Source organism: Synechococcus sp. Lug-A, assembly GCF_024345655.1.
Classification (GTDB): Bacteria; Cyanobacteriota; Cyanobacteriia; order PCC-6307; family Cyanobiaceae; genus MW101C3.
Genome location: NZ_JAGQBN010000019.1, coordinates 38087 through 61678, shown reverse-complemented (window position 1 = coordinate 61678; position 23592 = coordinate 38087). Strand labels below are relative to the sequence as shown.

Annotated in this window: 18 protein-coding genes, 1 tRNA gene and 2 pseudogenes; 13 read left to right on the top strand and 8 right to left on the bottom strand. The window is 60.1% G+C overall.

Going from position 1 to position 23592, the window contains the following annotated elements; translation table 11 throughout:
• Positions 1-1519: pseudogene (locus KBY86_RS13255) on the bottom strand (DNA mismatch repair protein MutS); the annotation flags it as partial.
• Between the two features lie 144 nt (positions 1520-1663).
• On the opposite strand from KBY86_RS13255, the gene psbZ (KBY86_RS13250) reads away from it, so the two are divergent.
• From psbZ (KBY86_RS13250) to KBY86_RS13225, 6 genes are all read left to right on the top strand, one after another.
• Positions 1664-1852: a photosystem II reaction center protein PsbZ gene (gene psbZ, locus KBY86_RS13250; protein ID WP_094511131.1), complete on the top strand. Its 189-nt coding sequence runs from the start codon at positions 1664-1666 to the stop codon at positions 1850-1852.
• Between the two features lie 5 nt (positions 1853-1857).
• A complete protein-coding gene (gene ribH / locus KBY86_RS13245; protein ID WP_255141454.1) occupies positions 1858-2349 on the top strand; it encodes a 6,7-dimethyl-8-ribityllumazine synthase in 492 nt (163 codons plus the stop codon).
• Positions 2350-2381: 32 nt separating this feature from the next.
• Entirely contained in the window at positions 2382-3152 is a 771-nt protein-coding gene (locus KBY86_RS13240) for an ABC transporter ATP-binding protein (RefSeq protein ID WP_255141452.1), read from the top strand.
• A gap of 54 nt (positions 3153-3206) precedes the next feature.
• Positions 3207-3983: an ABC transporter permease gene (locus tag KBY86_RS13235; RefSeq protein WP_255141451.1), complete on the top strand. Its 777-nt coding sequence runs from the start codon at positions 3207-3209 to the stop codon at positions 3981-3983.
• Positions 3984-4168: 185 nt separating this feature from the next.
• On the top strand, positions 4169-6370 hold the full coding sequence (locus KBY86_RS13230) for a glycosyltransferase (protein WP_255141450.1): 2202 nt from the start codon (positions 4169-4171) through the stop codon (positions 6368-6370).
• Between the two features lie 743 nt (positions 6371-7113).
• Positions 7114-9777, top strand: coding sequence for a sialidase family protein (locus KBY86_RS13225; protein WP_255141449.1), 2664 nt, complete (start codon positions 7114-7116; stop codon positions 9775-9777).
• A 110-nt stretch (positions 9778-9887) separates the two neighbouring features.
• Here KBY86_RS13225 and KBY86_RS13220 read toward each other — a convergent pair whose 3' ends face one another.
• From KBY86_RS13220 to KBY86_RS15330, 3 genes are all read right to left on the bottom strand, one after another.
• Positions 9888-10157, bottom strand: coding sequence for a hypothetical protein (locus tag KBY86_RS13220; RefSeq protein WP_255141448.1), 270 nt, complete (start codon positions 10155-10157; stop codon positions 9888-9890).
• Between the two features lie 249 nt (positions 10158-10406).
• On the bottom strand, positions 10407-10604 hold the full coding sequence (locus KBY86_RS13215) for a hypothetical protein (protein ID WP_255141447.1): 198 nt from the start codon (positions 10602-10604) through the stop codon (positions 10407-10409).
• The gene (locus tag KBY86_RS15330) at positions 10543-11001 is read right to left on the bottom strand and encodes a transposase family protein (protein WP_399221563.1); all 459 of its coding nucleotides are present in this window, start codon (positions 10999-11001) and stop codon (positions 10543-10545) included. Before KBY86_RS15330 ends, KBY86_RS13215 begins: the two co-directional genes overlap by 62 nt.
• Positions 11002-11293: 292 nt before the next feature.
• Here KBY86_RS15330 and psbZ (KBY86_RS13210) point away from each other — a divergent pair, with 292 nt between their 5' ends.
• The 3 genes and pseudogenes from psbZ (KBY86_RS13210) (at position 11294) to KBY86_RS13200 (ending at position 12503) form a co-directional block, all read left to right on the top strand.
• On the top strand, positions 11294-11482 hold the full coding sequence (psbZ, locus tag KBY86_RS13210) for a photosystem II reaction center protein PsbZ (protein ID WP_255141459.1): 189 nt from the start codon (positions 11294-11296) through the stop codon (positions 11480-11482).
• 106 nt (positions 11483-11588) lie between these two features.
• On the top strand, positions 11589-11993 hold the full coding sequence (locus tag KBY86_RS13205) for a hypothetical protein (RefSeq protein WP_255141446.1): 405 nt from the start codon (positions 11589-11591) through the stop codon (positions 11991-11993).
• 36 nt (positions 11994-12029) lie between these two features.
• A pseudogene (locus KBY86_RS13200) lies at positions 12030-12503 on the top strand (sugar transferase).
• Between the two features lie 143 nt (positions 12504-12646).
• Here KBY86_RS13200 and KBY86_RS13195 read toward each other — a convergent pair.
• Together KBY86_RS13195 and KBY86_RS13190 are read right to left on the bottom strand one after the other, a co-directional pair.
• Positions 12647-12718, bottom strand: a tRNA-Gly gene (locus KBY86_RS13195).
• 80 nt (positions 12719-12798) lie between these two features.
• Positions 12799-13251: a GNAT family N-acetyltransferase gene (locus KBY86_RS13190; RefSeq protein WP_255141444.1), complete on the bottom strand. Its 453-nt coding sequence runs from the start codon at positions 13249-13251 to the stop codon at positions 12799-12801.
• Between the two features lie 82 nt (positions 13252-13333).
• Between KBY86_RS13190 and KBY86_RS13185 the strand changes: the two genes are divergently transcribed.
• The 4 genes from KBY86_RS13185 (at position 13334) to KBY86_RS13170 (ending at position 19714) form a co-directional block, all read left to right on the top strand.
• A complete protein-coding gene (locus tag KBY86_RS13185) occupies positions 13334-14050 on the top strand; it encodes a peptidylprolyl isomerase (RefSeq protein WP_255141442.1) in 717 nt (238 codons plus the stop codon).
• Complete coding sequence (locus KBY86_RS13180) at positions 14047-17034, top strand: ABC transporter transmembrane domain-containing protein (RefSeq protein WP_255141441.1); 2988 nt, start codon at positions 14047-14049, stop codon at positions 17032-17034. Before KBY86_RS13185 ends, KBY86_RS13180 begins: the two co-directional genes overlap by 4 nt.
• Entirely contained in the window at positions 17034-18185 is a 1152-nt protein-coding gene (locus KBY86_RS13175) for an HlyD family secretion protein (protein WP_255141439.1), read from the top strand. The genes KBY86_RS13180 and KBY86_RS13175 overlap by 1 nt, the downstream gene beginning before the upstream one ends.
• Positions 18186-18406: 221 nt before the next feature.
• A complete protein-coding gene (locus KBY86_RS13170) occupies positions 18407-19714 on the top strand; it encodes a calcium-binding protein (RefSeq protein WP_255141438.1) in 1308 nt (435 codons plus the stop codon).
• A gap of 253 nt (positions 19715-19967) precedes the next feature.
• On the opposite strand, the gene KBY86_RS13165 is transcribed toward KBY86_RS13170, so the two are convergent.
• Positions 19968-20192 carry a hypothetical protein gene (locus KBY86_RS13165; RefSeq protein ID WP_255141437.1) on the bottom strand — a complete coding sequence of 75 codons (225 nt, stop codon included), beginning with the start codon at positions 20190-20192 and terminating at the stop codon, positions 19968-19970.
• A gap of 173 nt (positions 20193-20365) precedes the next feature.
• The gene (locus tag KBY86_RS13160; RefSeq protein WP_255141436.1) at positions 20366-22069 is read right to left on the bottom strand and encodes a glycosyltransferase family 4 protein; all 1704 of its coding nucleotides are present in this window, start codon (positions 22067-22069) and stop codon (positions 20366-20368) included.
• Positions 22070-23592 lie beyond the last annotated feature (1523 nt).

Here is a 23592-nt window from a genome sequence, read left to right as displayed (position 1 = left end):
CCAGGGGCTCGCTGCGCGCCGCCGCCAGCAACGCCGCCAGCCGCGGCAGCCGCTCGAGGCCATCGGCGAGGGCCACCAGATCCCGGGCCGAGGCGGTGCCCGCACCGGCCCGCCCAGCCAGCCGCTCCAGATCGCCCATCGGCCGCAGCAGACGGCGCAGGGCCAGCCGCAGCCCGCGCTGCTCCACCAGCTCACTCACGCCCTCCTGACGGGCATGGATGGCGGCGCGGTCCATCAGCGGCGCCTCCAGCCAGCGACGCAGGGCCCGGCCGCCCATGGCGGTCATGGTCCGATCGAGGGCCCACAGCAGCGAGCCGTGGAACTGGCCGTCGCGCTGGGTGCGGGTGATCTCCAGGTTGCGCCGCGTCTGGGCATCGAGCACCAGCTGATCGCCGGCGAAGCGGAGGCTGGGTGGATCGAGGGGCACCACGCCGGCGGCGGTGCTCCGGGCGCCGGCCTGGTTGTCGTCGAGGTAGCGCAGCAACCCGCCCGCCGCCCGCAGGGCCAGGGGCGCCTCCGCCAGCCCGAGACCGTCGGTGGTGGCAAGCCGAAAGCGCTGCAGCAGTGTGCGCCGCGCCTCCGGCAGGCTGAACGGCGTGCGCGCCAGCCGGGTGAGGTGCAGGGCCGGTGGGCACCAGGCCGGCTTGGCGGCGGTGCCGTCCGGGTACGCCGCGGCGTCGGGATCGGGCCAGATCAGCTCGGCCGCCTCCAGTTGCAGCAGTTCCTGGTGCAGGGCATCGCTCCCCTGCCGTTGGCTGAGGCGGAACTCGCCGGTGCTCACATCGGCCACCGCCAGCCCCCAATCGCCCTGCTCCAGCACCACCGCCGCGAGCCAGTTGTTACGCCGGGCGGCCAGCATCCCCTCCTCCAGCACGGTGCCGGGGGTCAGCACGCGGGTGATGTCGCGCTTCAGCAGCGCCCCCTTGGCGGCAGTGGTCTCCAGCTGGTCGCAGAGAGCGACGCTCAGACCGCGGCGCACCAGCTCACTGCAGTAGCGCTCGGCGGCGTGGTGGGGGATGCCGGCCATCGGCACCCGGCCGATCGCCTTGCCGGCGTCCTTGCCCGTGAGCGTGAGCTCCAGCAGGCGGGACAGCTGAATCGCGTCCTCGAAGAAGCACTCGAAGAAGTCGCCGAGGCGGTAGAGCAGCACCCGCTCGGGGTGGGCGCGCTTGAGCTCGGCGTAGTGCCGCAGCATCGGCGGCAGGGCTTCCGCCGCCACCAGGCTGTGGTGATGCCAGCGTGGCTGGTCCTCCGCCAACACGTCCTGCGGGCTGGCTTCGCCGGCGGCGTTGGCAGGGGCTTCGTCGGTGTCGGGATCGGTGGAGAGGCTGCGGCGCGAGTGGGCCCGGGGCCGGGCGGCAGCGGCGGCGGCGAGGGCGCCATCTTCCAGGTCGAGATCGCCCGGGCTGCTGCTGCCTCCTTCGCCCTGTGCGGTTGCGGTCTCGGCGGCGCCGAACAGACTGCCCTGCAGCGCCTCCTCAGGCACCAACGAGAGCTGGCGATCGGCGTCGGCGCCCACGGGCGGCTCCTGGCTGCAGCGATGGTAGGGGCCCCGGGCCAGCTGCTCCCCACAAGATGTGAAGGATCCCGCGGCCGCCCGCAGGTGAGGGAAATCCCACGTGGGAAGATCGTCGCACTGCCCTCCCCAGGCCCCGCAGGTCCCATGCAGCTCCTCAACACCCTCACCGTTCTGGCCCTGGTGGTGATGTCGTTCGCCCTGATCGTGGCGGTGCCAGTGCTCTACGCGAGCACCGAAGACAGCGGCCGCTCCAACCGCCTGATCCTGCTGGGTGGGGCCGCCTGGGTGGCCCTCGTTCTGCTCAACTGGGGAATCAGTTACTTCGTGGTCTGAGGCCCTTGGCGGTTTTCGAAGGACGGTTCACCGAGGTCAGCGGCCTCCATATCGGCATTGTTGTGGGCCGGTTCAATGACCTGGTCACGGGCAAGCTGCTCAGCGCCTGCCTGGATGCGCTTTCTCGCCACGGCATCGACGTCACCCCTAGCAGCGAGCAGTTGGATGTGGCGTGGGTGCCCGGCAGCTTCGAGATTCCCCTCGTGGCGCAGCGTCTGGCGGCCTCGGGCCGCTATCAGGTGGTGATCACACTCGGGGCCGTGATCCGCGGCGACACGCCCCACTTCGATTACGTCTGCTCCGAAGTGAGCAAGGGCGTGGCGGCCGTGGCCCGCGATACGGGCGTGCCGGTGATCTTCGGCGTGCTCACCACCGACACCCTCCAGCAGGCGCTGGAGCGGGCCGGCATCAAGAGCAACCTGGGCTGGAGCTATGCGCTGCAGGCCCTGGAAATGGGCAGCCTGATGCAAGTGCTACCTAGCACAATGTTACGTTGACTGATAGCGTGACGCTTTCTTCAAGGAGAGGCTTGGCCTCCAGTCCTGGTGATCAGCCGCTGGTGGAGCTTGACAGGGTTTGCCTCGACATTCCGGTGGAGGGCGTTGGCGGTCGTTCGCTCAAAGCAGCGCTTGTCGGTGGGCTCACTGGCGGCCTGCTGAACCGCGGCAAGCGAGGAGGAGTCTCGGTGCGCGCTCTCAATAACCTCAGCTTCACAATCAATAAAGGAGAGCGAGTTGCGTTGCTGGGCCATAACGGTGCTGGTAAATCCACCCTTTTGCGGTTGCTCTGTGACATCTACAAGCCAAGCAGTGGCAGTATCCGCCGTTATGGTCGGGTGGTTCCACTGATCAATAAAAACTTTTGGGTGGACACCGATCTCACTGGCAGACACGCTGCACGCGCCCACTATCTTTTCAATTGCAACACAATCAAGGGATTTGACGCTTTTTTGGAGGAACTCACTGCCTTTACGGAATTGGCTGATTTCATCCATCTACCGATTCGCACCTATAGCGAAGGCATGCGCACCCGGCTGCAATTCGGGCTTCTTACCGCCTTCAGGCATGAAGCCTTGGCGCTAGATGAGGGGCTAGGGGCTGGTGATCAGTGGTTCCTCTTGCGAGCCCGGCATCAGCTCACACGCTTCTTAGGGGAAGCGGGAACCCTCATCTTGGCCTCCCACTCCAATGATCTGCTCGCCCAATTCTGCACCAGGGGAGTGGTTCTCATGCACGGGCACCTTGCGTTTGATGGCTCCCTAGAGGAGGCGATCGAGGCCTACACCAAGGGGGTGGGCTGAGCGATGCAGGAGCTTATTTTGAGGGATATGAGTCTGCGAGATGCAAAGCCCGCCATGGGCCATGGACTCGGTTATGCGTGCCGCACGGCGCGTGCATGGTGGTACAGCGCTTGGTTGCGCACCTTGGCTCGGTTCAGCCGCACCACCCTGGGTAGCTTTTGGATGGGCCTGAGCAATCTATTGAGTGTCGGCGTTTTAGGGGTTGTGTACGGCACTGTCCTGAAGGTTGCCGACCCTCTCCGCTACATGATTTATCTCGGCTTCGGTGTCACTATTTGGGGGTTCGTCAGCATGGCGTCGCTTTCAGGCAGCACCCTATTCCTGCTGCGCCGTGACCAAATGGTGAACAATGCGATGCCGAGCATCTTCTATTGCCTGGAGGAATGGGCTTTCCAGCTCCAGACGTTCGCCCAGGCCTTTGTGGTTGTCCTCCTCGCCTTCGCATTGATTGATCCAGGCCTTCTCCTGAATGCTGTTCACTACATCTGGCTACCATTGATCAACCTATGCCTATTCACGTTTTGGATCATCGTTTTGATGGCCGTGTTGGGAGCCCGCTTCAAGGATTTTGCCCAGTTGATGCCGATTCTTCTCCAGCTTCTTTTTCTTGTTTCTCCAATCCTCTACAAGCGGGAAGGCCTCGGGGATCTCAGCGTTCTCGCTGACTTCAATCCCTTCTACCAAGCGCTTGCACCGGTGAGGGACAGCTTGATTGATGGTCAGTTACAGCTGGGAGATCAATTTCTCTCTCTTGCCATCAACACAATTGGGGTGTTGATCGCCGTGGGAGCCTTGAAGTGGTTTCGGTATCGCCTCCCTCTATGGGTCTGATGCTGCAGCGCATTTATCCTTTGTGGGGCTCCCTTCCATGTGTAACCAACGAGTGCAGAGGTTCTTGCCGTCAATGAGTGAATGCCAGCTTTTTATGTGAGCCTGAACTCCCTATGAATCGCCATCGCTTCCAGAGTGTGTGTAGGCGAAAATCTTGGCAGGAAAGTGCTTAGTGTGCTACTATATTGGAAATCGGCGATCATTTATTCATGCTTGCATCTGTAGTGATACCTGTATACAATACCAAACCAGATCAGCTTGAGGCGGCATTTATGAGCGCATGCAAGCAAACTCTTGATCCCAGTAGCTATGAAATTATCCTTATCGACGACCATTCAACTAGCCAGGATACTCGGCACTTGCTTGATGTGATTGAGGGCCAGTCCTCTAGTTGTGCCAATAATGTGACGGTTAAGCGCCTTGCCGTTAACACTGGATTGGTTCAGGTTCGCAATTTCGGCGCAAAGATCGCCAAGGGTGACTTTCTGGTGTTTCTTGACTCCGACGATCTCGTCTCTTCTGACTATCTTCTCAAAGGCTTGGCGACAATGATGTCAGGCGAGAAGATTGGCTGGACATATCCAAACGTTGTGGGATTTGGGTTTGAGCAAAACTTCTCGCCTGCTGAAGACTTTGGCATAAGAAGGCTATTCGTCTATAATTATTGCGCAACAGCCTCCATGTTTAGAAAGAGAGCATGGGAATCCATCAAGGGGCAAAGAGATAAGACAGTTGCTGGTGGCATCAAGTGGTATGAAGACTGGGCTACCTATATGAGCCTGCTTGTAAAGGGCTGGTATGGAGAGCCCAATAGATCCATCGTCTTTTACTACCGTAAAAACGTTAAAAGCATGATGACGAGGTCTCCCGAGCTCGCACTCGCTAGCCGTTATGTTCATTGGCGAATGTTTCTTTGTCGTCTGCCGTTCATGACAGGGGCCAAGCTAAATTATATAAAAGCGCGATCTGGATCAGAGAATACGACATCCCCACTTGATCCTAGGTATTACTCAAGGCAAGCGCTAGCAATGTTGCTGAGGCAGTTCTTGAAAATTGATACACCGGTGGCACGGGTTAAGACGCGCTACCTGTTTTATGCGATCGCTCGGCCTAAAAAGCTGATCTCTGAACTGGTCTCTCTTAGGTTCCTCCCCAATCCATGTGAGCAGTTTTGCGGATTATCGGAAAGCATCAATTACAGTAGCAGTAGCTTTGACGACATCTATTCTAAGTTCTCTGCACTCAGCCCTGGCTCCAGTAGCGTTCTGGTTGGTCATTATTGGTGGCGTGCTGGCGGGGCGGAGCAGGTGTTGTTGGATCTCTGTGGATATCTCACGGAGATTCAAGGCCGAGAGTTGTTGGATATTGTCGTTCTTGGGCGTGCTGAGAATAAGTACTTCAGCGAGGAGTTTTCTTCTGTGTCACTGTGTGCGGGCATCCTGGAAGAGCTGAGCACATCGCCAATCGGCAGGATCAAAGCGCTATGGGCATTGATTTGCATTCACAAGCCTGCCGCAATCATCATCATGAGTAATCCGCACCTTTATTGCCTTACGCCGCTGATCAAAAGGTACTTCCCCTCAGTCCGTGTTGTTGACTTGCTCCATTGCACCGGAGCCACTGGCACCCTGAGCTGGTTTGACCTGAGCAATTACTACAAGGACTTTATTGATACTCATATCGTCATCAGTGAGACATTTAAAGACTTCATTTGCGGCCGCTATGGCGTGGATGAAAGCAAAGTCCTTGTCGTGCACAACCAGGTAAAGCCGATGCGCCTGCAATCGCAACAGGCTTCTGCTCAATATAGCCGCAAGGCGCTAGGAATCCCAGACACTAACTTGATTGTTGGTTTTCTAGGCCGTTTAGACTTGCAGAAACGGCCCGATGAGTTTCTGAGGCTTGTCGAATCCACGCAAGCTAACAGCGGCATCTCCTATCTCATGGGAGGAGATGGTGAATTGCGCAGCACCGTTGAAAAAGCCGCTTCACAGTATGGCAGCCTCAGCTATGTAGGCAATGTTAAGGATGCCGGAAGCTTCTTGTCCCTTTGTGATGTCGTTGTTTTCTTTTCGGAATATGAGGGCATGCCCTTGGTGGCTTTGGAATGTGCGTCTCTGTCGGTCCCCATCATTGCTCCCGATATTGTTGGCTTTAGGGAGCCGATAGAGAATGGAGAGTTTGGCATGCTTTATCCTTCTTGCTACGACGGAACAGATCATTTAAAAGTTAAGGCGATCATTGAAAATGATCTCAGCAAGGTTCGGCGTCTCGGCCCCAATGGCCCATCCTATGTTCAAACCTATCATGCGAGATACTCCGCCAGGCCTGGCTTCGACCAGTTGATCAATAGCGTTCTGTTTGGCAAGCCCAGCATCTGCGTATGACACTACAAGCACTCTTCATGGCCTAAGTGTGGATGTGCGATGCCGCTAATTGTTGTTCCGAGCCAGGCGATCGCAGCGAATGCCGGCTGCGCTGGCCGCAGCTGCAGTGTGATCCCGCTGCAGGAGGCCAAGGCCAGCTACGAGCTGACGGCGCCGTAGCGAGCTGAAGACCTGATTGCTGGTGACCTCCAACCACCCGTTCCGGAAAGGGGACGAGATCGTCCCCAGCGGATCGTTGCCAAAGGCTTCTGCGAAGCGGTTGACTGCGGCCGCCGTCGACCGGCTGATTCACCACGACGCGCCGCGACAGTATGGACACAGGACAGGCTGTTGCCGTTGATCGTCAGTGCGTGGCTTGTTCAGCGATGATCAGCAGCCGGCTGTCGCTGGATTTGGCTCAGCCGGGCTTCAAGTGCGCCTTGAGCCTGGGCAAGGGAACGGATCAGCGCCCTCCTTCCTGGTAGCCACCGTTGCCTATGCGGGGATCAGGGATCTTCCCGATGAGTTGATCAGAAACTGATCAACTTCGGTAGACGTTGGCATGGACTCTGAGGGGAGTGAACTCCACTGACCAAGCCAATCCTCGCAGCTCAGGCAAAAGAACCTGTGAGGCACTTGGCTTCGGTTTCAGAGCCATCCAGGCGGCCTAACTGTTGCAAACTATAAAGATCATTGCCCGGACTGCTAAAGTATAAGAATTATTGCAATAACATCAGGATATATCGTTTAGGTTGTGGGCTGCAATGGACTTTCTTGTAACAACCCTGGCCAATCAAGGGATTGGGAGCCTGAGATGGGCAATCACTAGTGCCAATAGTTCTGTCGGGTTCGATTCGATTGGCTTTGATTCCTCTCTTGTTGGAGGAACAATCAGTCTTTTGAGTAGTTTGCCCGTTATTACTGACCGGGTGGCGATCAGTGGCTTGTTTAATGAAATGAGTGCGCCCGGCATTGCCATTGATTTCAATGGTCGAGCAGGATTAGTGTTCCGCGGCAGCCGAGCCGCGGGATCAAGCCTTCAAGGGTTGTCACTAAATGATGCCGGTGGTGATGGCCTCAGGCTTGATGCGAATGGGATCACTGTTCAGAATAACTTCTTTGGCTTGATGCTCGATGGTGTCACTGGCCAGGGCAACTCGGGTAATGGGATCCGAATCACAGCCAACTCAAGTCAAAACACGATTGGTGCTCTGAGGGATCCCCTCACAGGGCAAATGGTGGACAACACGTTCTCCAATAAATTCGGTGGCAATGGTGGTTCGGGTATCTTGGTGCAAGGTGCCAACACCCATACCATCTCAGGGAACAAGATCTCCGCGATTGGCGATGGGAATCGTGGCATCCTTGTTACCGAAAGCCGTGCCACTACGTCCCCAACCAACGATCTCCAGATTCTCGATAACATGATCACAGCCAGTGGTGCACAAACAGCTGGCATTGAAGTGGTCGTTTCCAATGGTTACCTTGATAGCCTTGGTCTTATTGGGAACAAGATCAGCACGGATGGAGCCTTCATGTCACATGGTATTCGCGTGCTGGCCTCTGGATCTGGCTCGATTGGATCTGTGCAAGTGAATCAGAATGACATTTCAACGTCGGGACCTCTCTCCGAAGGTGTTTACTTGAGCAGCTTGGATGGGGGAACGATCAGACAGGCAACCGTGAATAGCAACACGATTCTGACCACGGGAGACGTTGGCAGTGATTCAAACAATAGATTCGAATTGGAATCAGATGGAATATACATTAACGTGCTAAGAAACAGTAGCATCCAGGCCGTTGAAGTTGAAGGCAATGAAGTAACTACGCTCGGCAACGATGCAGATGGAATCTACTTGATTGCCGGAGTCAATGGAAATGTTGGCGAAGCCATGGTGTGGAATAATACGATCTCAACACTTGCGGGTAATCCCATCCAGAGCAGCCAGTCTGCAGAAGGAATCAAGATTCTGTCGTATGAAGGCTCGAGCATTAACATTGAACTTTATTCGAATACGATCCTCCAGTCAGAGGGCGATGGCATTCTTTTGAGGGCTCGAGCAGTTGTGAATGGAAGGGAGTCAACTGGTGGCTCAATCCTCGCCGATCTGCAGGGAAACAATGTTGTTAATGCCAATTCCTCTGGTCAGATCTTCGCCACAGCGTATAGCTTTTCCAACCCTGACAATGCAGGGATAATCACACTGGTTGGCGCAGACTTGGATGAGATCATCGCGAACAACTCGCCAGCTGATCCTGCCGCTTTCTCTGTGACTGGCACCATCCTGTTTGCCCCTGGTGCCCCTGGTAGCCCGGATGTCATCACCGGGATTTCCACTACGATCACGAACGGTAATGAGGGCATGATCTCCTCGCGTTTTCAGGATCATTCATGGGTCACTGACGATGGCGCTGTTCACGTGATGGCCAACACAAATGGCCAGCTTTCACTCTATTCCAGTATAGACAATGGTTCAACATGGGAGGCAACTGTCACGCTGGCGAACTCCACTGCTTCTTCCCGTTCAGATGGCGTGATCGTTGATGACAAGCTCTATTCAGTGTATACGATTGAAGGCGGCGGGATCGCTCTTGCCATCCTGAGGTATTCGGAAGAGAGCGTTTCTTGGACAATTGAATCGACGGTACTCCCACCCAGTCCTGCGTCCCTCAGGGTTGAGCGGCCGTCCATCGCAGTCACCGGGGATGGCACGATCGTTGTAGCGTTTACTGCAACTGACAGGTCAACAGGACGGGCCAGCCTGAGGGTCGCTCAGAGCGATGATCAAGGAGCAACATGGACGGTCCTCAATCAAGGAATTCCCAATACAACGAATGACGGCAGGATGTCGGGCAACGTCATTGCATTGGATGATGGCTTTGGGCTCCTTTATACCAATGGAGCTACTCTGAATTGGACTGAGTTTTCGAAAGGCGCGTCCCCTGGTGGCAGCCTGGGCGTCAGTGAGACAATCTTGATCCAGGGAAATAGTCAGAATGATCCCAATGGCACCCATTTCAGCTCGTTGACCGATGAGGACGGCAACATCCATGTTGCCACGAATAACGGTGAGAGCCGAGTTGTTTACTTGCGATACAATAATGATACGGACTCATGGGATGAGCCTCTTGTGATCACGGATCAACCCAGTGGAAACTACATGCAGATCAGCCTGATGGATGATGGCACGATCAAGATCACCTATGATATTATTATCGATGGCGACAGAGTTGTTGCGGTCAGCGAGAGCACGAACGGTGGAGATAGCTGGGCCTTGATTTCTGTCCTTACCCAGGATGTTGTTGCGGCGGATCCCGGCAATCGCAGAGTTGAAACTCCAGCGTATGCGCAAGATGTATTGCCGGTCTTTCAGCAGGTTGAGTTGGCAAATGGGTCCAATTCACTTGTGTATTATCAAGTGGCTTGAGGAAGTTATGCTCAATGCCTGGAACGACCAGGCGATCGGTATCGACTGGCCCCTGCAGGAGCTGCCCGTGCCCCACCAGCCCCTTCTATCCCCAAGGACGCAGGGCTGATTCAAAGTCTTAGCTCCGGCTGTCGCCGCGCCATCGCCAGTAGCGCCGTGATGTCGTGAGTTACGGCCCGCATGCCGGCTCGGATTGACTGATACCCAGCTAGTCGGAGCAGCTTGAGGGCTGCCGTCCCTAGCGTTGCCATTGCTCCAGCGCCGTTGCCCCGGTAGCGATGGGCGTCCTCATCGAGCTGGGTGTCACGGATCCAGTGCCAGCTCTCAATGCTCCAGCGGTCGCGCACCAGTTGCAGCAGGGTTTCTGGGGTGGTGCGCAAGCTGGTGAGGAAGAAATGGGTCTACCGGAAGGTCTTGCCGTCGCGGGTCCCGACGGCGGCTATCTCCACAATCCAACTGGTGCCGCTCCAGGTTTCACGGATGTGCTCCGGTGCCTGTTTGGCGCGGAGCGTCCAGGTGATGGCACGACCATGACCCTCCTCGAAAACACTTGCCTCAATAGGGATGTGGCGTTTCCCCTGGAACTGGCATCGGATCTGGCGATGCAGTGTCTTCTGGTTGGCTCACCGTCAGGAGGAAGTCGTCCCCCTGCTCCTGGACCTGTTGAAAAACGGGCGCTGAATGTACAGGGCATCCGCCTGGATCAGCACCCCCTCCAGGTCGAGCTCGCCCAGCAGTTGTTTCAGCACCGCCCGCTCGTGGTTCTCACCGGTGGCGTAGCAGGCATGGGAGATCGCCACACCCAGGGCGGCAGAATACAGCGTCACCTGGGCAATGAACGCCGAACCACCGCCAGCGGTGGGCTCGATCGAACCCCGCAGTGTCTTGCCAACCGCTGCGCGGAAGCCCAAGGGCTACACAAATCAGTTGGCCCAGTTCCGTTGCACCACCTGGGATCTGGGCGATCGTCCAGTCGCGGTTGGCCGCGCACAGGGCCACTACGTCCACCTGCAGGAAGAAGTAGCGGAACGCCGAATCCGATGGGGGCCGCCGCAGTTCAAGACCCAGCTGCTCACCGAGCACCGAATGGTGGCGCCGAGCGAACCGCTCCAGATCTCGCAAGCTTTCGCAGCCGCTCAGGATCCCGAGTACCGCCACCAGCAGCAGATACCAGGCCGGAATGCGGACCCCATGCCGCATGCGGGCATCCGGGATCGCCTGCAGGAAACTGATTCAGATCAAGATCAGTTGCGGCAGAGGCGGTGTTGAGCACAAGGAGGAGGCGATAACACCGAGCCAACCCATGCTGGGAGCCCAGGCCAGAGCGCCTGTGACACACTTTGAATTAGTCCTGCCCAAGGACGCCGCCGCATCAGGGCTGGGGGCCCTGGCGGTGCCCGATGATGTGTTCGCGACCGACAACGTGTGAAGGATGGCTCCGGTGGCGGGCGAGGCCCCCGTTCTGCCTGGCAGGATCGCCCACGCTGCCTGATCCGGCCTCGAGCCTTCCTGCCCCCTGCAGATCCTCAACATCCTCACCGTTCTGGCCTTGGTGGTGATGTCCTTCGCCCTGATCGTGGCAGTGCAGGTGCTCTACGCGAGCACCGAGGACAGCGGCCGCTCCAACCGCCTGATCCTGATCGGCGGCGCCGCCTGGGTGGCCCTGGTGCTGGTGAACTGGGGCATGAGCCTGCTGGTGGTCTGAGCGACGACCCTTTGGGTGGACACACGTGTTTTTGCAAAGGCCACGCAGCGTGCTGGCCCTTTGTGCGGTTCTGGATCTTCTTGGAGTCGCTGCCGGCGCCGCTCTGATGGATGCCAGCCACGACACCGGTTTGCAGAAGCATCCGCAGTGGCTGATCCCCTTCGGACTCTCCTGCGTCGGGTTCAGTTGGCTGTTCGGGAGCTACACCTTGATGCGCCTGTCGCGCTGGGGTGGTGGGCAGGTGCTGGCGCGGCTGGGGATGGCGGCCCTGGCCACCTCGTTGACGGTGGTGCTCGCCTACTGGGCGCTGAGCCTGCCGCCCACCGTCACCCTCGGTCACCGTCGCATCCAGCTGCTGCTGCTGGTCTGGCTTAGCGTCTGGGCCCTGGCCGTACGGCTGGCCCTGCGCCGGATGGTCCACCATCGCCAGTCCAGCTTCCCGAGCCTGCTGGAACGGATGGCATCCCAGCAACAACGCCTTCTGCCCGCGCTGCTCTCCGAGGACGCCTAGACCCTGGAGGACATCCCTTGGGCCGATGGCCTGAGTGTGCAGCGCCAGCTCAAGCGGGGTGCCGATGTGGCGGTGGCCCTGCTGTTGCTGCTGGCCACCCTGCCCCTGATGTCCCTGGCCGGGCTGCTGATCTGGCTGGAGGACCAGGGACCGGTGTTCTATGTGCAGGAATGCAGCGGTTGGATGGGCCAGGTGTTCCGTCTTTACAAGCTGCGCACGATGCGCCAGACGGATCGGGAGGCCCCCGCCACCTGGACCGTGCGCGGTGACGACCGCATCACGCGCACCAGCGCGTTCCTGCGACGGGTGCGGCTTGATGAACTGCCGTAACTGCTCAATGTGCTGGTGGGCGACATGAGCCTGATCGGCCCTCGCCCCGAACGGCCGGAGCTCGAATTCGACCTCGAGACCCGCATTCCCCATTACCGCAAGCGCCACTGGTTGCCACCGGGCCTGAGCAGCTGGGCCCAGGTGTGCGCCCCCTACGCGGCGAGTGTCGAGGAGGCCTAATGCAAGCTCAGCTACGACCTCTAATGCCTGCGCCACTGGGGCACGGCCCTGGATCTGCTGATCCTGATGAAGGCCGTCAAGACCGTCCTGAAAGCTAGGGGGCGATAGCGCAGAAACCGCAGCTCATCTCGGCTGATGAAACAAGCGGATGAAGAGATTCGAACTCTCGACCCTCTCCTTGGCAAGGAGATGCTCTACCACTGAGCTACATCCGCAGATCACCTGCTCGAAGCAGGCGTTCTGAGCGGCAGCGCCGCCAACACAGCCATCATGCACCATCAGGGGCCCCCCTGGCTCAGCCGAGGCGCATCAGCCGCTGGCTGGTGGCCTCATGGAAGCCCAGGCGCTCGTAGAAGCCGTGGCTGTTGGTGGTCATCAGATACACCCGCTCGGCCGAGGCCACCGGCGGTGCGGCCAACAGGGCGGCCACCAGGCGGCGACCCAGGCCCTGCCCCTCCTGGTGCCGGGCCACCATCACATCCCAGAGCACGGCCCGGTAGGTCCCATCGCTGGTGGCGCGGCCGAAGCCCACCAGCACGTCGTCGTGCCAGGCGCTCACCACCGCCTCGCTGCCCCGCAGCATCCGATGCAGCCCAGCCATGGAACGACCCTGGCCCCAGAAGCTGTGCGTCTCGAACAGCTGTTGCACCTGTTCCATGGCCCGCACTGGCCGCAGTCCGGGGCCGCAGCCGAGCCGCAGCCCGAGGGCACCGCGCTGGTGGCAGAGGAGCTGGATGGGGCTGCCCAAGGGACGGGAGGGATGGCCCTGGGAAGGTTACGGGCCGGGGGGAGGGTGGAGCCCAAGGCCATCGCGCCATAGGCTGGGCGGTATGAGAGACGAGATCCTGGCGGAGCTGAGCCGGCACGGCCTTCTCCTGAGCCTGTTACAACGCCGTGTGGTGGCCGAGGCTGTGGCGGATCAACCGCTCGATCCGGAGGCCTTGCGGCAGGCCCAGGAGCAGTTTTTCCGGCAGAACAACCTGGATGGCGAGGCGGCCGTGCAGGCCTTCCTCAGCGCCAACGGCCTTGGCCCCGATGATCTCGCCTGGCAGATCGCGTTGCCGCTTCGTATCCGGGCCCACTGCAGGGAGCACTTCCGCCACAAGGCGGAGGCCCACTTCCTGTCGCGTAAGAACCAGCTGGATCGGGTGGTGTACAGCCTGCTGCGGGTGAAGGACCGCTTCTTGGCCCGGGAGCTTTACCTGAGGCTGGAGGCCGAGGAGGCCAGCTTCGCCACGCTGGCGAAGGAATTCGCCGAGGGACCGGAAAAGCAGACCAATGGCATCGTGGGGCCCGTGCCCCTCACCCAGGCCCATCCGGTGCTGTCCGAACGGCTGCGCACCACCAGCCCCGGTGTGCTGATGCAACCCTTCCAGCTCACTGACTGGTGGTTGGTGGTGCGACTGGAGAGCTACACCCCCGCCACGTTCGATGAGGCCATGGCCGACATGATGGCCGCTGAACTGTTTGATCACTGGATTGGCGAGGAGACAACCCGTAGAATCAAGAGCTACTCAGTCTCAGGTGTCATGACGGCGCCCGCATGACGCAGACCAGACCCAACACGGCCACCAACCAGCCCGGCATAGACAGCGAAACTCTGCAGCTGAGGCAGTTCCAGGCCTTTGCCCAGCTCAGCGAGGCGGGCGAGGCACGGCTGCGGCAGCAGCTGCAGCTGGTGCGCTTCCGCATCGGCCAGACGCTCACCGAGGCCAACGCCCTGCCGGCCCAGGTGTTTGTGCTGTTGCAGGGGCAGTGCCGGCTCTTGGGCCAGGAACAGGGCCGGCTGGCCAGCCTGGCGCGCCTGGGCCCCGGCACGTTTGTGGGCCTGGCTTCGCTGCTGCGGGCCGCCCCCTGTGAGGCCGTCACCGCCGCCCAGGAGGTGGTGGTGGCCGCCATCTCCGATCAGCTGATCGTGGAGCTGTACGGCAGTGAGCCGAGCTTCCGCAGCTGGTGCGACCAGTCCCTGTGGCCCAGTGAAGTGGCCGCCTTGCTGGAGCTGCTGCAACACCGGGATGCCCAGGCCGACGGCTCGCTGCTGAACAAGCTGGCCAGCCTGGTGCAGGAGGCCCGGATCCTGCCACAGGCCGCCCTCCACGACCCCCTGAAGCGCCAGCAGGAGGCCGAAGGCCGGCGGCTGTTTGTGGCCAGTGCCAACTGCCCCAGCGCCAAGTTGGGCGATGGGCTGGATCCCGCCGCCCCCCTGCCTCAGGCTTCACCGCCCTTTGGCCTGCGGGTGATCAGCCTGCCTGAAGCCATGGGCCTTCGCCTTAGCGCCGATATGCCAGCCATGTCGGCGGGCTCCCAGCTCGCCACCCAGGCCATCCCCGAAGCGCCGCCCCTGCCCACCAGCAGCAGCCTGAGCCTGGGCCAGGCTGACCCGATGGCCGGCTTCCGCCTGGTGAGAGGCGAAGGCCCGCTGGAGGAAACCCTGGCCTGCTTCCAGATGTTGGCGGCCCAGATGAAGCTGCCCTTCCGCCGCGATTCGATCGAGAAGGTGCTGCGCGACAGCCTGCGCCGCGGCCAAGCGCCAACTCTGCAACTCTGTGGCCAGCTGGGGGCCAGCCTGGGCCTGCATGTTGTGAACGCCAAAGTACCGGCAAAGTTGGGCACCCGCTTGCAAACGCCTTCGATGCTGGCCTTGGATGGCGGCTTCGCCCTGGCGGTGACCAGCAACGGCGCCGGCCTCACCCTGGCCTCACCCAGGCGGGGCCTGATCCAGCTCAAGCCCGAGGCCCTGGAGGAGGCGTTCCCCGAGGGGATCGATCTGCTGATGATGGATCGGGCCACCAACACCCCCGAGCAGAAATTCGGCCCCGGCTGGTTTTGGCCGGCGTTGAAACGCCACCGTGGCGTGCTCCTGCAAGTGCTGGTGGCGTCCTTTGTGGTGCAGCTGTTTGGCCTTGCCAACCCATTGCTGATCCAGGTGATCATCGACAAGGTGATCTCCCAGCGCAGCCTCGACACGCTGCAGGTGCTGGGCTTCGGCCTGGTGGTGGTCACCCTGCTGGAGGGGGTGCTGGGCAGCCTGCGCACCTTCCTGTTTGCCGAAACCACTAACCGTATCGACCAACGCCTCGGCGCCGAGGTGATCGACCACCTGCTGCGCCTGCCCCTGGGCTATTTCGATCGCCGGCCGGTGGGGGAGCTGGGCTCCCGTCTCGCCGAGCTGGAGAAGATCCGCGGTTTCCTCACCGGCACCGCCCTCACTACCACCCTGGATGCGGCCTTCTCGGTCATCTACATCGTCGTGATGGTGATGTACAGCTGGGTGCTGACCCTGGTGGCCTTGGTGGTGCTGCCGATCCAGGTGGGCCTTACGTTGCTGGGGGCGCCCCTGTTTCGGCGCCAGTTCCGCCAGGCCGCCGAGGAAAACGCCAACACCCAGAGCCATCTGGTGGAGGTGCTTACCGGCATCCAGACGGTCAAGGCCCAGAACGTCGAGATGGTGAGCCGCTGGAAGTGGCAGGAACGCTACGGCCGGTACATCGCCCGCACCTACGAGAAAACGGTCACGGGCACGGCCCTGAACGAAACCGGCCAGGTGCTCCAGAAGCTGTCGCAGTTGCTGGTGCTCTGGGTGGGGGCGGCGATGGTGCTGAGGGGGGAGCTGACCCTGGGTCAGCTGATTGCTTTCCGAATCATTTCTGGCTTTGTCACACAGCCGTTGCTGCGGCTGTCGAACATCTGGCAGAGCATCCAGGAACTGCGGGTGAGTTTTGAGCGGCTTGCTGATGTGATCGATACGCCGCTGGAATCGAATGAGGCCGACCAGGCCAAGATCCCCCTGCCGTCGATCGCCGGTGCCGTGCGCTTTGAGGATCTCAGCTTTGCCTTCCAGGCCGGTGCCGCGCCGGTGCTGAAGCAGATCAACCTGACGATTGAACCGGGTACGTTCGTGGGCATTGTGGGCCAGAGCGGCAGTGGCAAGAGCACTCTGATGAAATTGCTGCCGCGGCTTTATGCGCCTACCAGTGGGCGTCTGTTGATGGATGGCTACGACATCGACAAGGTGGAGCTCTATTCCCTGCGACGCCAGATCGGCATCGTGCCCCAAGACCCCTTGCTGTTTTCCGGCACGGTGGCCGAGAACATTGCCCTCACCCGCCCCGATGCAGACAGTGAGGAGATCGTGGCGGCCGCCCGGCTGGCCGCCGCCCACGACTTCATCATGCAGCTTCCCCAGGGCTACAGCACCCAGGTGGGGGAGAGGGGCGCGTCGTTGAGCGGCGGCCAGCGTCAGCGGATCGCCATTGCCCGCACTCTGCTGAGCAACCCCAAATTATTGGTGATGGATGAAGCCACCAGTGCCCTTGATTACGACACCGAACGACAGGTGTGCAACAACCTGCTGGAAAGTTTGCGGGATTGCACGGTGTTCTTCATCACCCACCGCCTGTCCACGATTCGCAGGGCGAATGTGGTGGTGATGATGCACCAGGGTGCGATCGTGGAGATGGGCAGCCATGAGGAGCTGATGGCCCAGCGCGGCCGCTACTACGCCCTCTACCGCCAGCAGGAGCCGGGCTGATGCCACTGCTCAAGCGCGCCCAGGATGCCCTCGAACAGCGGGTGCAGGCCAGCAGCCATGATGAAACGGCCCTGCAGCAATCCCGCTTCTGGATGCGGGCAATCACCTGGGGCCTGGTGGGTACGGCCGCCTTTGGTGTGTCGTGGTTGGCCCTGGCCCAAACCGAGGAAATCGTGGTGGCCCAGGGCAAGCTTCAGCCGATCGGCTCGGTGAAGGAGATTCAGATGCCGGTGGGTGGAGTGGCCGCAGCGATCCTGGTGAAGGACGGCCAGGAGGTGAAGGCTGGCGAGGTGTTGATGCGGCTCGACACCGAAGCCACGAGCCAGCGCAGAAGGAATCTCGCCCAGAGCCTCGCCCTGAAGCAGAAGCAGCTCAGCCTCAAGCAGCTGGAGCTGCAGCGCTATCTGGCCATGAACCGGGAAGAAACCGCTATGCTGATCAAGAATCTGGAGCTGGATAGGCTGATCCTCAGCCGATTGGCCTCCCTCGTCAAGGCGGGAGCCTCCCCGGATCTGCAGTATCTGCAGCAACGTAACGCCGTGCAGGAAGCCGAGGGCCGGCTGCAGCAGAGCAAGCTGGATCGCTTCCGTCAGGAGGCGATCCTCGGCCAACAGATGCAGCAACTGGAATCAGAACAGAGTGAGCTGCGCAGTCAGATAACCGAAGCTGATGTCACCCTGCGCTACCAGGTGTTGCTCTCTCCGGTGGACGGGGTGGTCTTTGACCTCAAGCCCAAAGCAGCCGGCTATGCCGCCCAGAGCACCGAGACGGTGATGAAGGTCGTGCCGTTCAGCGCCCTGGAAGCCCGGGTGGAGATCCCCAGCTCCGATATCGGATTTGTGCGCAAGGGCATGCCGGTGGATGTGAGCATCGACTCCTTCCCCGCCACCGACTTCGGGGTGCTGCAGGGCAGCGTCCGCCATTTGGGATCCGACGCCCTGCCCCCCGACCCGTCCAGCCAGGAGGTGGGGTACCGCTTCCCGGCCACGATCCAGCTGGCCAGCCAGCAGCTTAAGCTCAAGAGCGGCCAGCGGCTGCCGCTCCAGGTGGGCATGAGCCTGACGGCCAACATCAAGTTGCGGAAAGTCACCTATCTGCAGATGCTGCTGGGTGGCTTCCAGGACAAGGCAGATTCACTGCGGCGACTTTAATCAGTAAGCAAATGCTAACCGAAGCAACTTTTCTTTACCAGGCCTTAGGGTGTATAGTTGATTCAATCTATGTCGCGCCAATGCTTTTGGCAGGCTGTGCCAGTCAATTGACTGTTCCCATTTTGGCTCCAGGTTGGCAGCATGAGTAAGATTTTTACAAGTTGACAGTGCCTTAAAGGTGCTGTATACTTACTCTGTTACCTTTCGCTCTTCGAAGACCCTTGGCTTTCACCACCGTTCAAGGCTCCGGCGGCGCTCCTGATTCTTTCGTTGGGACGTCCGGGGTTGACTCCATTGTTATCGTCAACAGCAGCGGCAACTACTTCCTTGGCGCCCAGCCCTCCAATGACGTAATTCTTCTTAACACCACGTCCAGCCCCCTGTACGACGGTACCGTCTCCACCGTTACAATGAGGGGTGGGCAGGGAAATGATTCCTTCACCTGGACCAGCGCGGAACCGACCACCTACAACAACGCCTTCTTCAATGGCAACGGCGAGGATGATGTCTTCTCCTTTGACGATGGAGACTCCTTCCTCGCCACCACTGCTCAAGGCGGCCAAGGCGATGATACATTCAACGGCGCTACCGCCGATTTCGCCGCTTCGCTGATCAACGGTAACAAGGGTGATGACACCCTTACGTTTGTCGGTGCTATCTCTGCTTCTTCGATCTTTGGCGGTCAAGGCGATGACACCATCACTCTTGGCTTTTCGGGTAACGACATTACAAATAGCGTGATCGATGGCGCATTGGGTGATGATGAAATCACTGTGGCTGATGCTGCTTTCACCACCAAGTCGTTGGACAACAGCTCGTTCCTCGGCGGCGCTGGCGACGACAGTATCGATCTTTCCGATGCTGGTGCCACAGATGACATTGTTTTCGTTGACGGCAACGAAGGTGATGATGAAATCTTTGGCACTGAAAGAGGCGACGCCTCCCTGTTCGGAGGTGAAGGCAGCGATACGATCAGTTCGGAAACTGTTTCTGGCCCTGCTTCTATCACCTTTGTGGGTGGTGAAGGCGCTGACACACTCAGTGGAGATACCCAATCGGTTGATAGGTTCTTCTACACTGAATTTGGCCAAGGCAGTGCTTCCGTAGCTGCTACTAATGGAACCACGGTGCTTGTTGGTGACACCATCACCAGCTTCTCAGGTGGCGACAAGGTTGGGATTTCCACCTCTCTCCTGTCCGGATCTTCCCCGGCTGCTGCTGCTGTTAGCACCGACTGGAACCTAAGCACTACTGGTGCTGGTGTTTTGACTTCAGGTGCGACCGCGCTTGCTGGAGTTACTACTGCGAGCCAGATCGCCTCATTGATTAACACGGTTGGCGTCACCGGTGATGCCGGAGATATTGCTTATGCCGTCATCTTTGACGGTACTGCAGCTAACGCATCTCTTCTCGTCCAAGTTGAGCTTGGATCCGCAGCTTCAGACAGAGCTTTAAACAAAGATGACAGCATTGCTCTTCTTGGACGTTTTGATCGTGATCTAGTGGCTGGCAATGTCGAGTTCGGCTGAGACTTTTCTCGCCTGATTCGCCCGAGGCCCCTTGCGGGCCTCTTTTTTTGGCTTTGTACGCAACTTCCATTCATCACCAGATTCAATGCCCATAGGGACGAGAGAACGCATGTCTGATGATTGTGCTGCTCAGAGATTCATTGCTTCTTCTCAAGAGCGCTGAAGCCGTCATTTCCTGTGTTGTTACTTTGTTACCTATTTAGCTGGCCTTCCATCCTCTTTGATCCCTGCGAAGCGGCGATAACAGGGCGTATCAATGAAGCCCAGCTGGTGGGGCAGCCAGCAGCCTGATCACAGCCACATCAGTGACTTCCGACGCAGTCAACTCGATGCTCATGAGGTTGCCCACTACGCCAAGGGCAAGCGGGGTGGTGAGCTCCGGAGGAATTGCACAGACCCTGACAGCCACATCCGCGAAGGCGCTGACGGTTGGATTCGGGGCAACAGTCGGCAAGCGGCGGTTGATGACGATCGCCACGTGGAATCGAGGATGCGGACTTCTGCAGCGTCGCCCACCTTGCGGCTTTGAGAAATGCGGCCTGGATGCTTACATCTCCACCTGCCGGCAGCACCATGGTCATTGACCGCTGCCATGATGTGGAGCGGTCTCTTATGGCTGCGATTGGGGCAACGTGCGACAGCCTCTGAACATCAGGACAAGGGCTCTGATTGCATCAGCACTGGATCAGCGAGGCTTCCAGCCAAGTCGGAGCGATCATGGGCGTGATACCAATCCACCAGGCCCAGCTTGGCCAGCCACACCAGGGTGGTTTCCAGCCAGGCCCGGCGCTCCGGGACCTCGGCGGCCAGGAGATCGGCCACGCGAAGGCCTGTGGAGCCTGCGGCTTCCAGCCGGGTGAGCAGGGTCCGGGCTTCGGTAGGGTTGCCCCGCAAGCCGGGATAGAGGCGATTGAGCTGTACAAGCAGATGCTGCTCTAGATCTGCTGCAGAGACGCCCTCCGCCACACGTAGCACCAGATCGGGATTCAGCACCTGGCTGGCGAAGTGCTGGAAGCTTGCGAACGGCTCGCCGCGCAGTGGTTGCAGGCGGGCACCGGCGCTGGCCGCAGCAGGATCGGCGCAGCGTCGCCGCTCTGCTAGTTCTGCGAGTAGCTCGCGGTGGAGCCGCACCACCTCTGGCCAGGAGAACATCGCCTGGGCACGCTGCTGGCCGGAGTTACCCATGGCCCGCCGCTGGGCAGGGTGATCTGCCAGGCGGGCGATAGCGACCGCCGCCTGCTGCACATGCACCGCGGTGTGTTGAGCAGCGGCACCCACATAGGTTTGATAAGTCTCCAGCTCCAGGCTGTGAAGCCGGGCAAGCAGCTCGCCAGCGGCTCCGCCAGGGCTGCCGAGGGTGGGCACCAGCACGCCGTCCACGCCGTCGCGCACGGTATAGCGGTAGCCATCCCAGTCGCTCACCACCACGGGCAGACCGGCCGCCATGGCCTCCACCGGTGCCAGGCCGAAGGTTTCCTGGATGTTGTCCACCAGAGAGAGAAACAGATCCGCGGCGGCCCAACTCTGGGCCAGCAGCCCAGGATCGTTGCCATCGAGTACGACCACATTCAGGTCGGGTGCGAGAAGCGAAGCGGCCTGCTGATAGAGCCGCAGCTCGGATTCTCCACCGGGAAACCAGCCCGTCAGGAGGAAATGCAGACGGCGGCTGCAGCGTCGGGCGGCTTGCTGCACCGCCTGAAACATGCACTGGGGGAAAGCTTTCTCATAATAGGAGAGGCGGCCCACCCACAGCACCACCACGTCGTTGTCGTCGATGGCGAGGCGCTGCCGCAGCGCTGCGCGGGCCTGGCGATCGGCGGCCTGGCGGGTCAGCAGCTCGGTGTCCACAGCCAGGGGGATCATCGGCAGCTGCGGGCGGGGAGCGCGCACAGCACCAATCCGGGCAGCCAGATGCTCGGCCCATGCCTCGAACATCGCCTGTAACGCCTGCCGTACGGCCGGAGAGGTGCAAATCAGTGCATCCCAGGGATGGGTGGGTGCCAGGGCGGCATCCCCGATCATCTGGCGGATGGCGGGCGGCGCGATGGTGTGAATCAGGCCCACCAGGCTGTAGGCCTGATCGAGGCCTGCGCTGCGGCGCAACCAGGCAAGCTCGCTGAGGTAGGGCTGACCGCGCACCAGTGCGCCATGTCGGGCCGGCAAAGCGGTATCGCTTATCGAGGCAGTGGCGAAGCGCACCGCCGTGGAGCCACCTATTTCGGTTGCCAGCTGCTCCGCGGTGAGGCCAGCCCGGTTAAGTACAGCTATATCGCTGAAGCCACCGTGCTGCGCAAGCGCCCGGAACAGGGCGGCATTGGCGATGTCCTTGCCAAAGGGATTGGCGGGCCGTGTCAAGTGCCCCTGAGGGTGGAAGAAGCAGATTCCCACCTGCGACTCAGGCATCAGACTCACAAAACAAGCAGCTGAAGAGATTCACACTCTCGACCCAATGCCTGGCAACGATAGGCTCTGCCACAGAACAACATTCGCGTGGCGGAACTGCGCGGCCGCACCTGTGCCAGTCCCTTGCGCATACACTTTAAATATCTATCCTAGCCCATGGCTGGCATCAAAGCAGTCAAGCCGTCGTCGCCGCTTCTCCAGCAGGCGGAAGCGCCGCGCACGGGTCGGCACAGAAGATCGGCGAGCCGCCATGGTTCAGCTCCCGGACGAGGCTGCGCTTCACCCTGGGGCATCCGCTTCAGGTACAACCCTGCAACTCAGATGCCATTGTGGTCATCACATCTCCGGGCGAGCCAGGCCGCGCTGAACACTCAGGGAGTAGCTGATGCGTGCTGCCGTTCGCAACGTTGCTCGCCATCGTGTCGCACGGCCCATGCACAGGGCCTCGATCAAGGCCGAGACCGAGGTTGGTTCAGGCCATGTCGCACCAGCTACTCCGGCAGCAAGCAGCCGCTGCTGGCCGGGTGGCATCATATAAATCCGCACCAGCAACAGCTTGCGGTACCTGGCCGTCCGCATCGATCTGTACAGCCGCCGCGTGGTCGGCAGGCCCATAAGGCGCCACCGTGGTGCAGGAGGCCCTGAACCGGGCCGTGGGCCATCGCCAGATCGAATCCGATCAACTTTTGATCCATACCGTTCAGGGCAGCCAGTAACTCGCCACTGCCTATCGACGGTTGCTGGAAGACCCCAAGATCAGCTGCAGCAGTCGGCCAAGGGCTGCTGCTGGGACAATGCCGGGGTGGAGAGCTTCTTCTCCATCCTCAAACACGAGCTGGACCTCGATGACGACACCGAGGCCCTGTTCTCATTCCTCCAGAAGTAAAGCCAACTGGTCTTCTAGATCGACGGTTGCCATAACCGTGAGCGGCGTCACTCAACGATCAGCTACCTCAGCCTGATCGACGACGAGTAGTAGTGCGTCACGGCCCGTTCACTCGCCGTGGTGTGGCCTTGATCACTGTCCAGCGAATCGGGGTAACGCCAGGCCTGCTCGCCCCAGGCTTTGGCGAATCCTGGTTGCTGCCGCAGAAATAGACTGAGGAATCGTCCGCGGCTGTCCGAGAAAGGCTGGTACATCAACTCAAGGATGCCGTGGAATGCCATGCGGCGTAGCTCAGCAGAGATCGTCAGTTAGGTCGACGACAAGTTCTTCAGGTAAACAGGCCGATCGACGCATGCACAGCCCCAGACGCTACTGTGGGGCTGTGCATGCTTCGATCGGTGCCCGCCTGCGCGGGGCCCCCCATGCCACTCCCGCCAGGTGATGGGTTGAAAAGGCTGAATCATCAACTGATGGCTGCTCTCGGTGATACCAGATTCCATGTAAAGGGTGCTCCTGCAAGCCCGTCATCAGCCTCTCCTTTTCAACACCTCCAGGCTCTGTTTGCGGAGCCTGTCCCTCCCAATCTGCA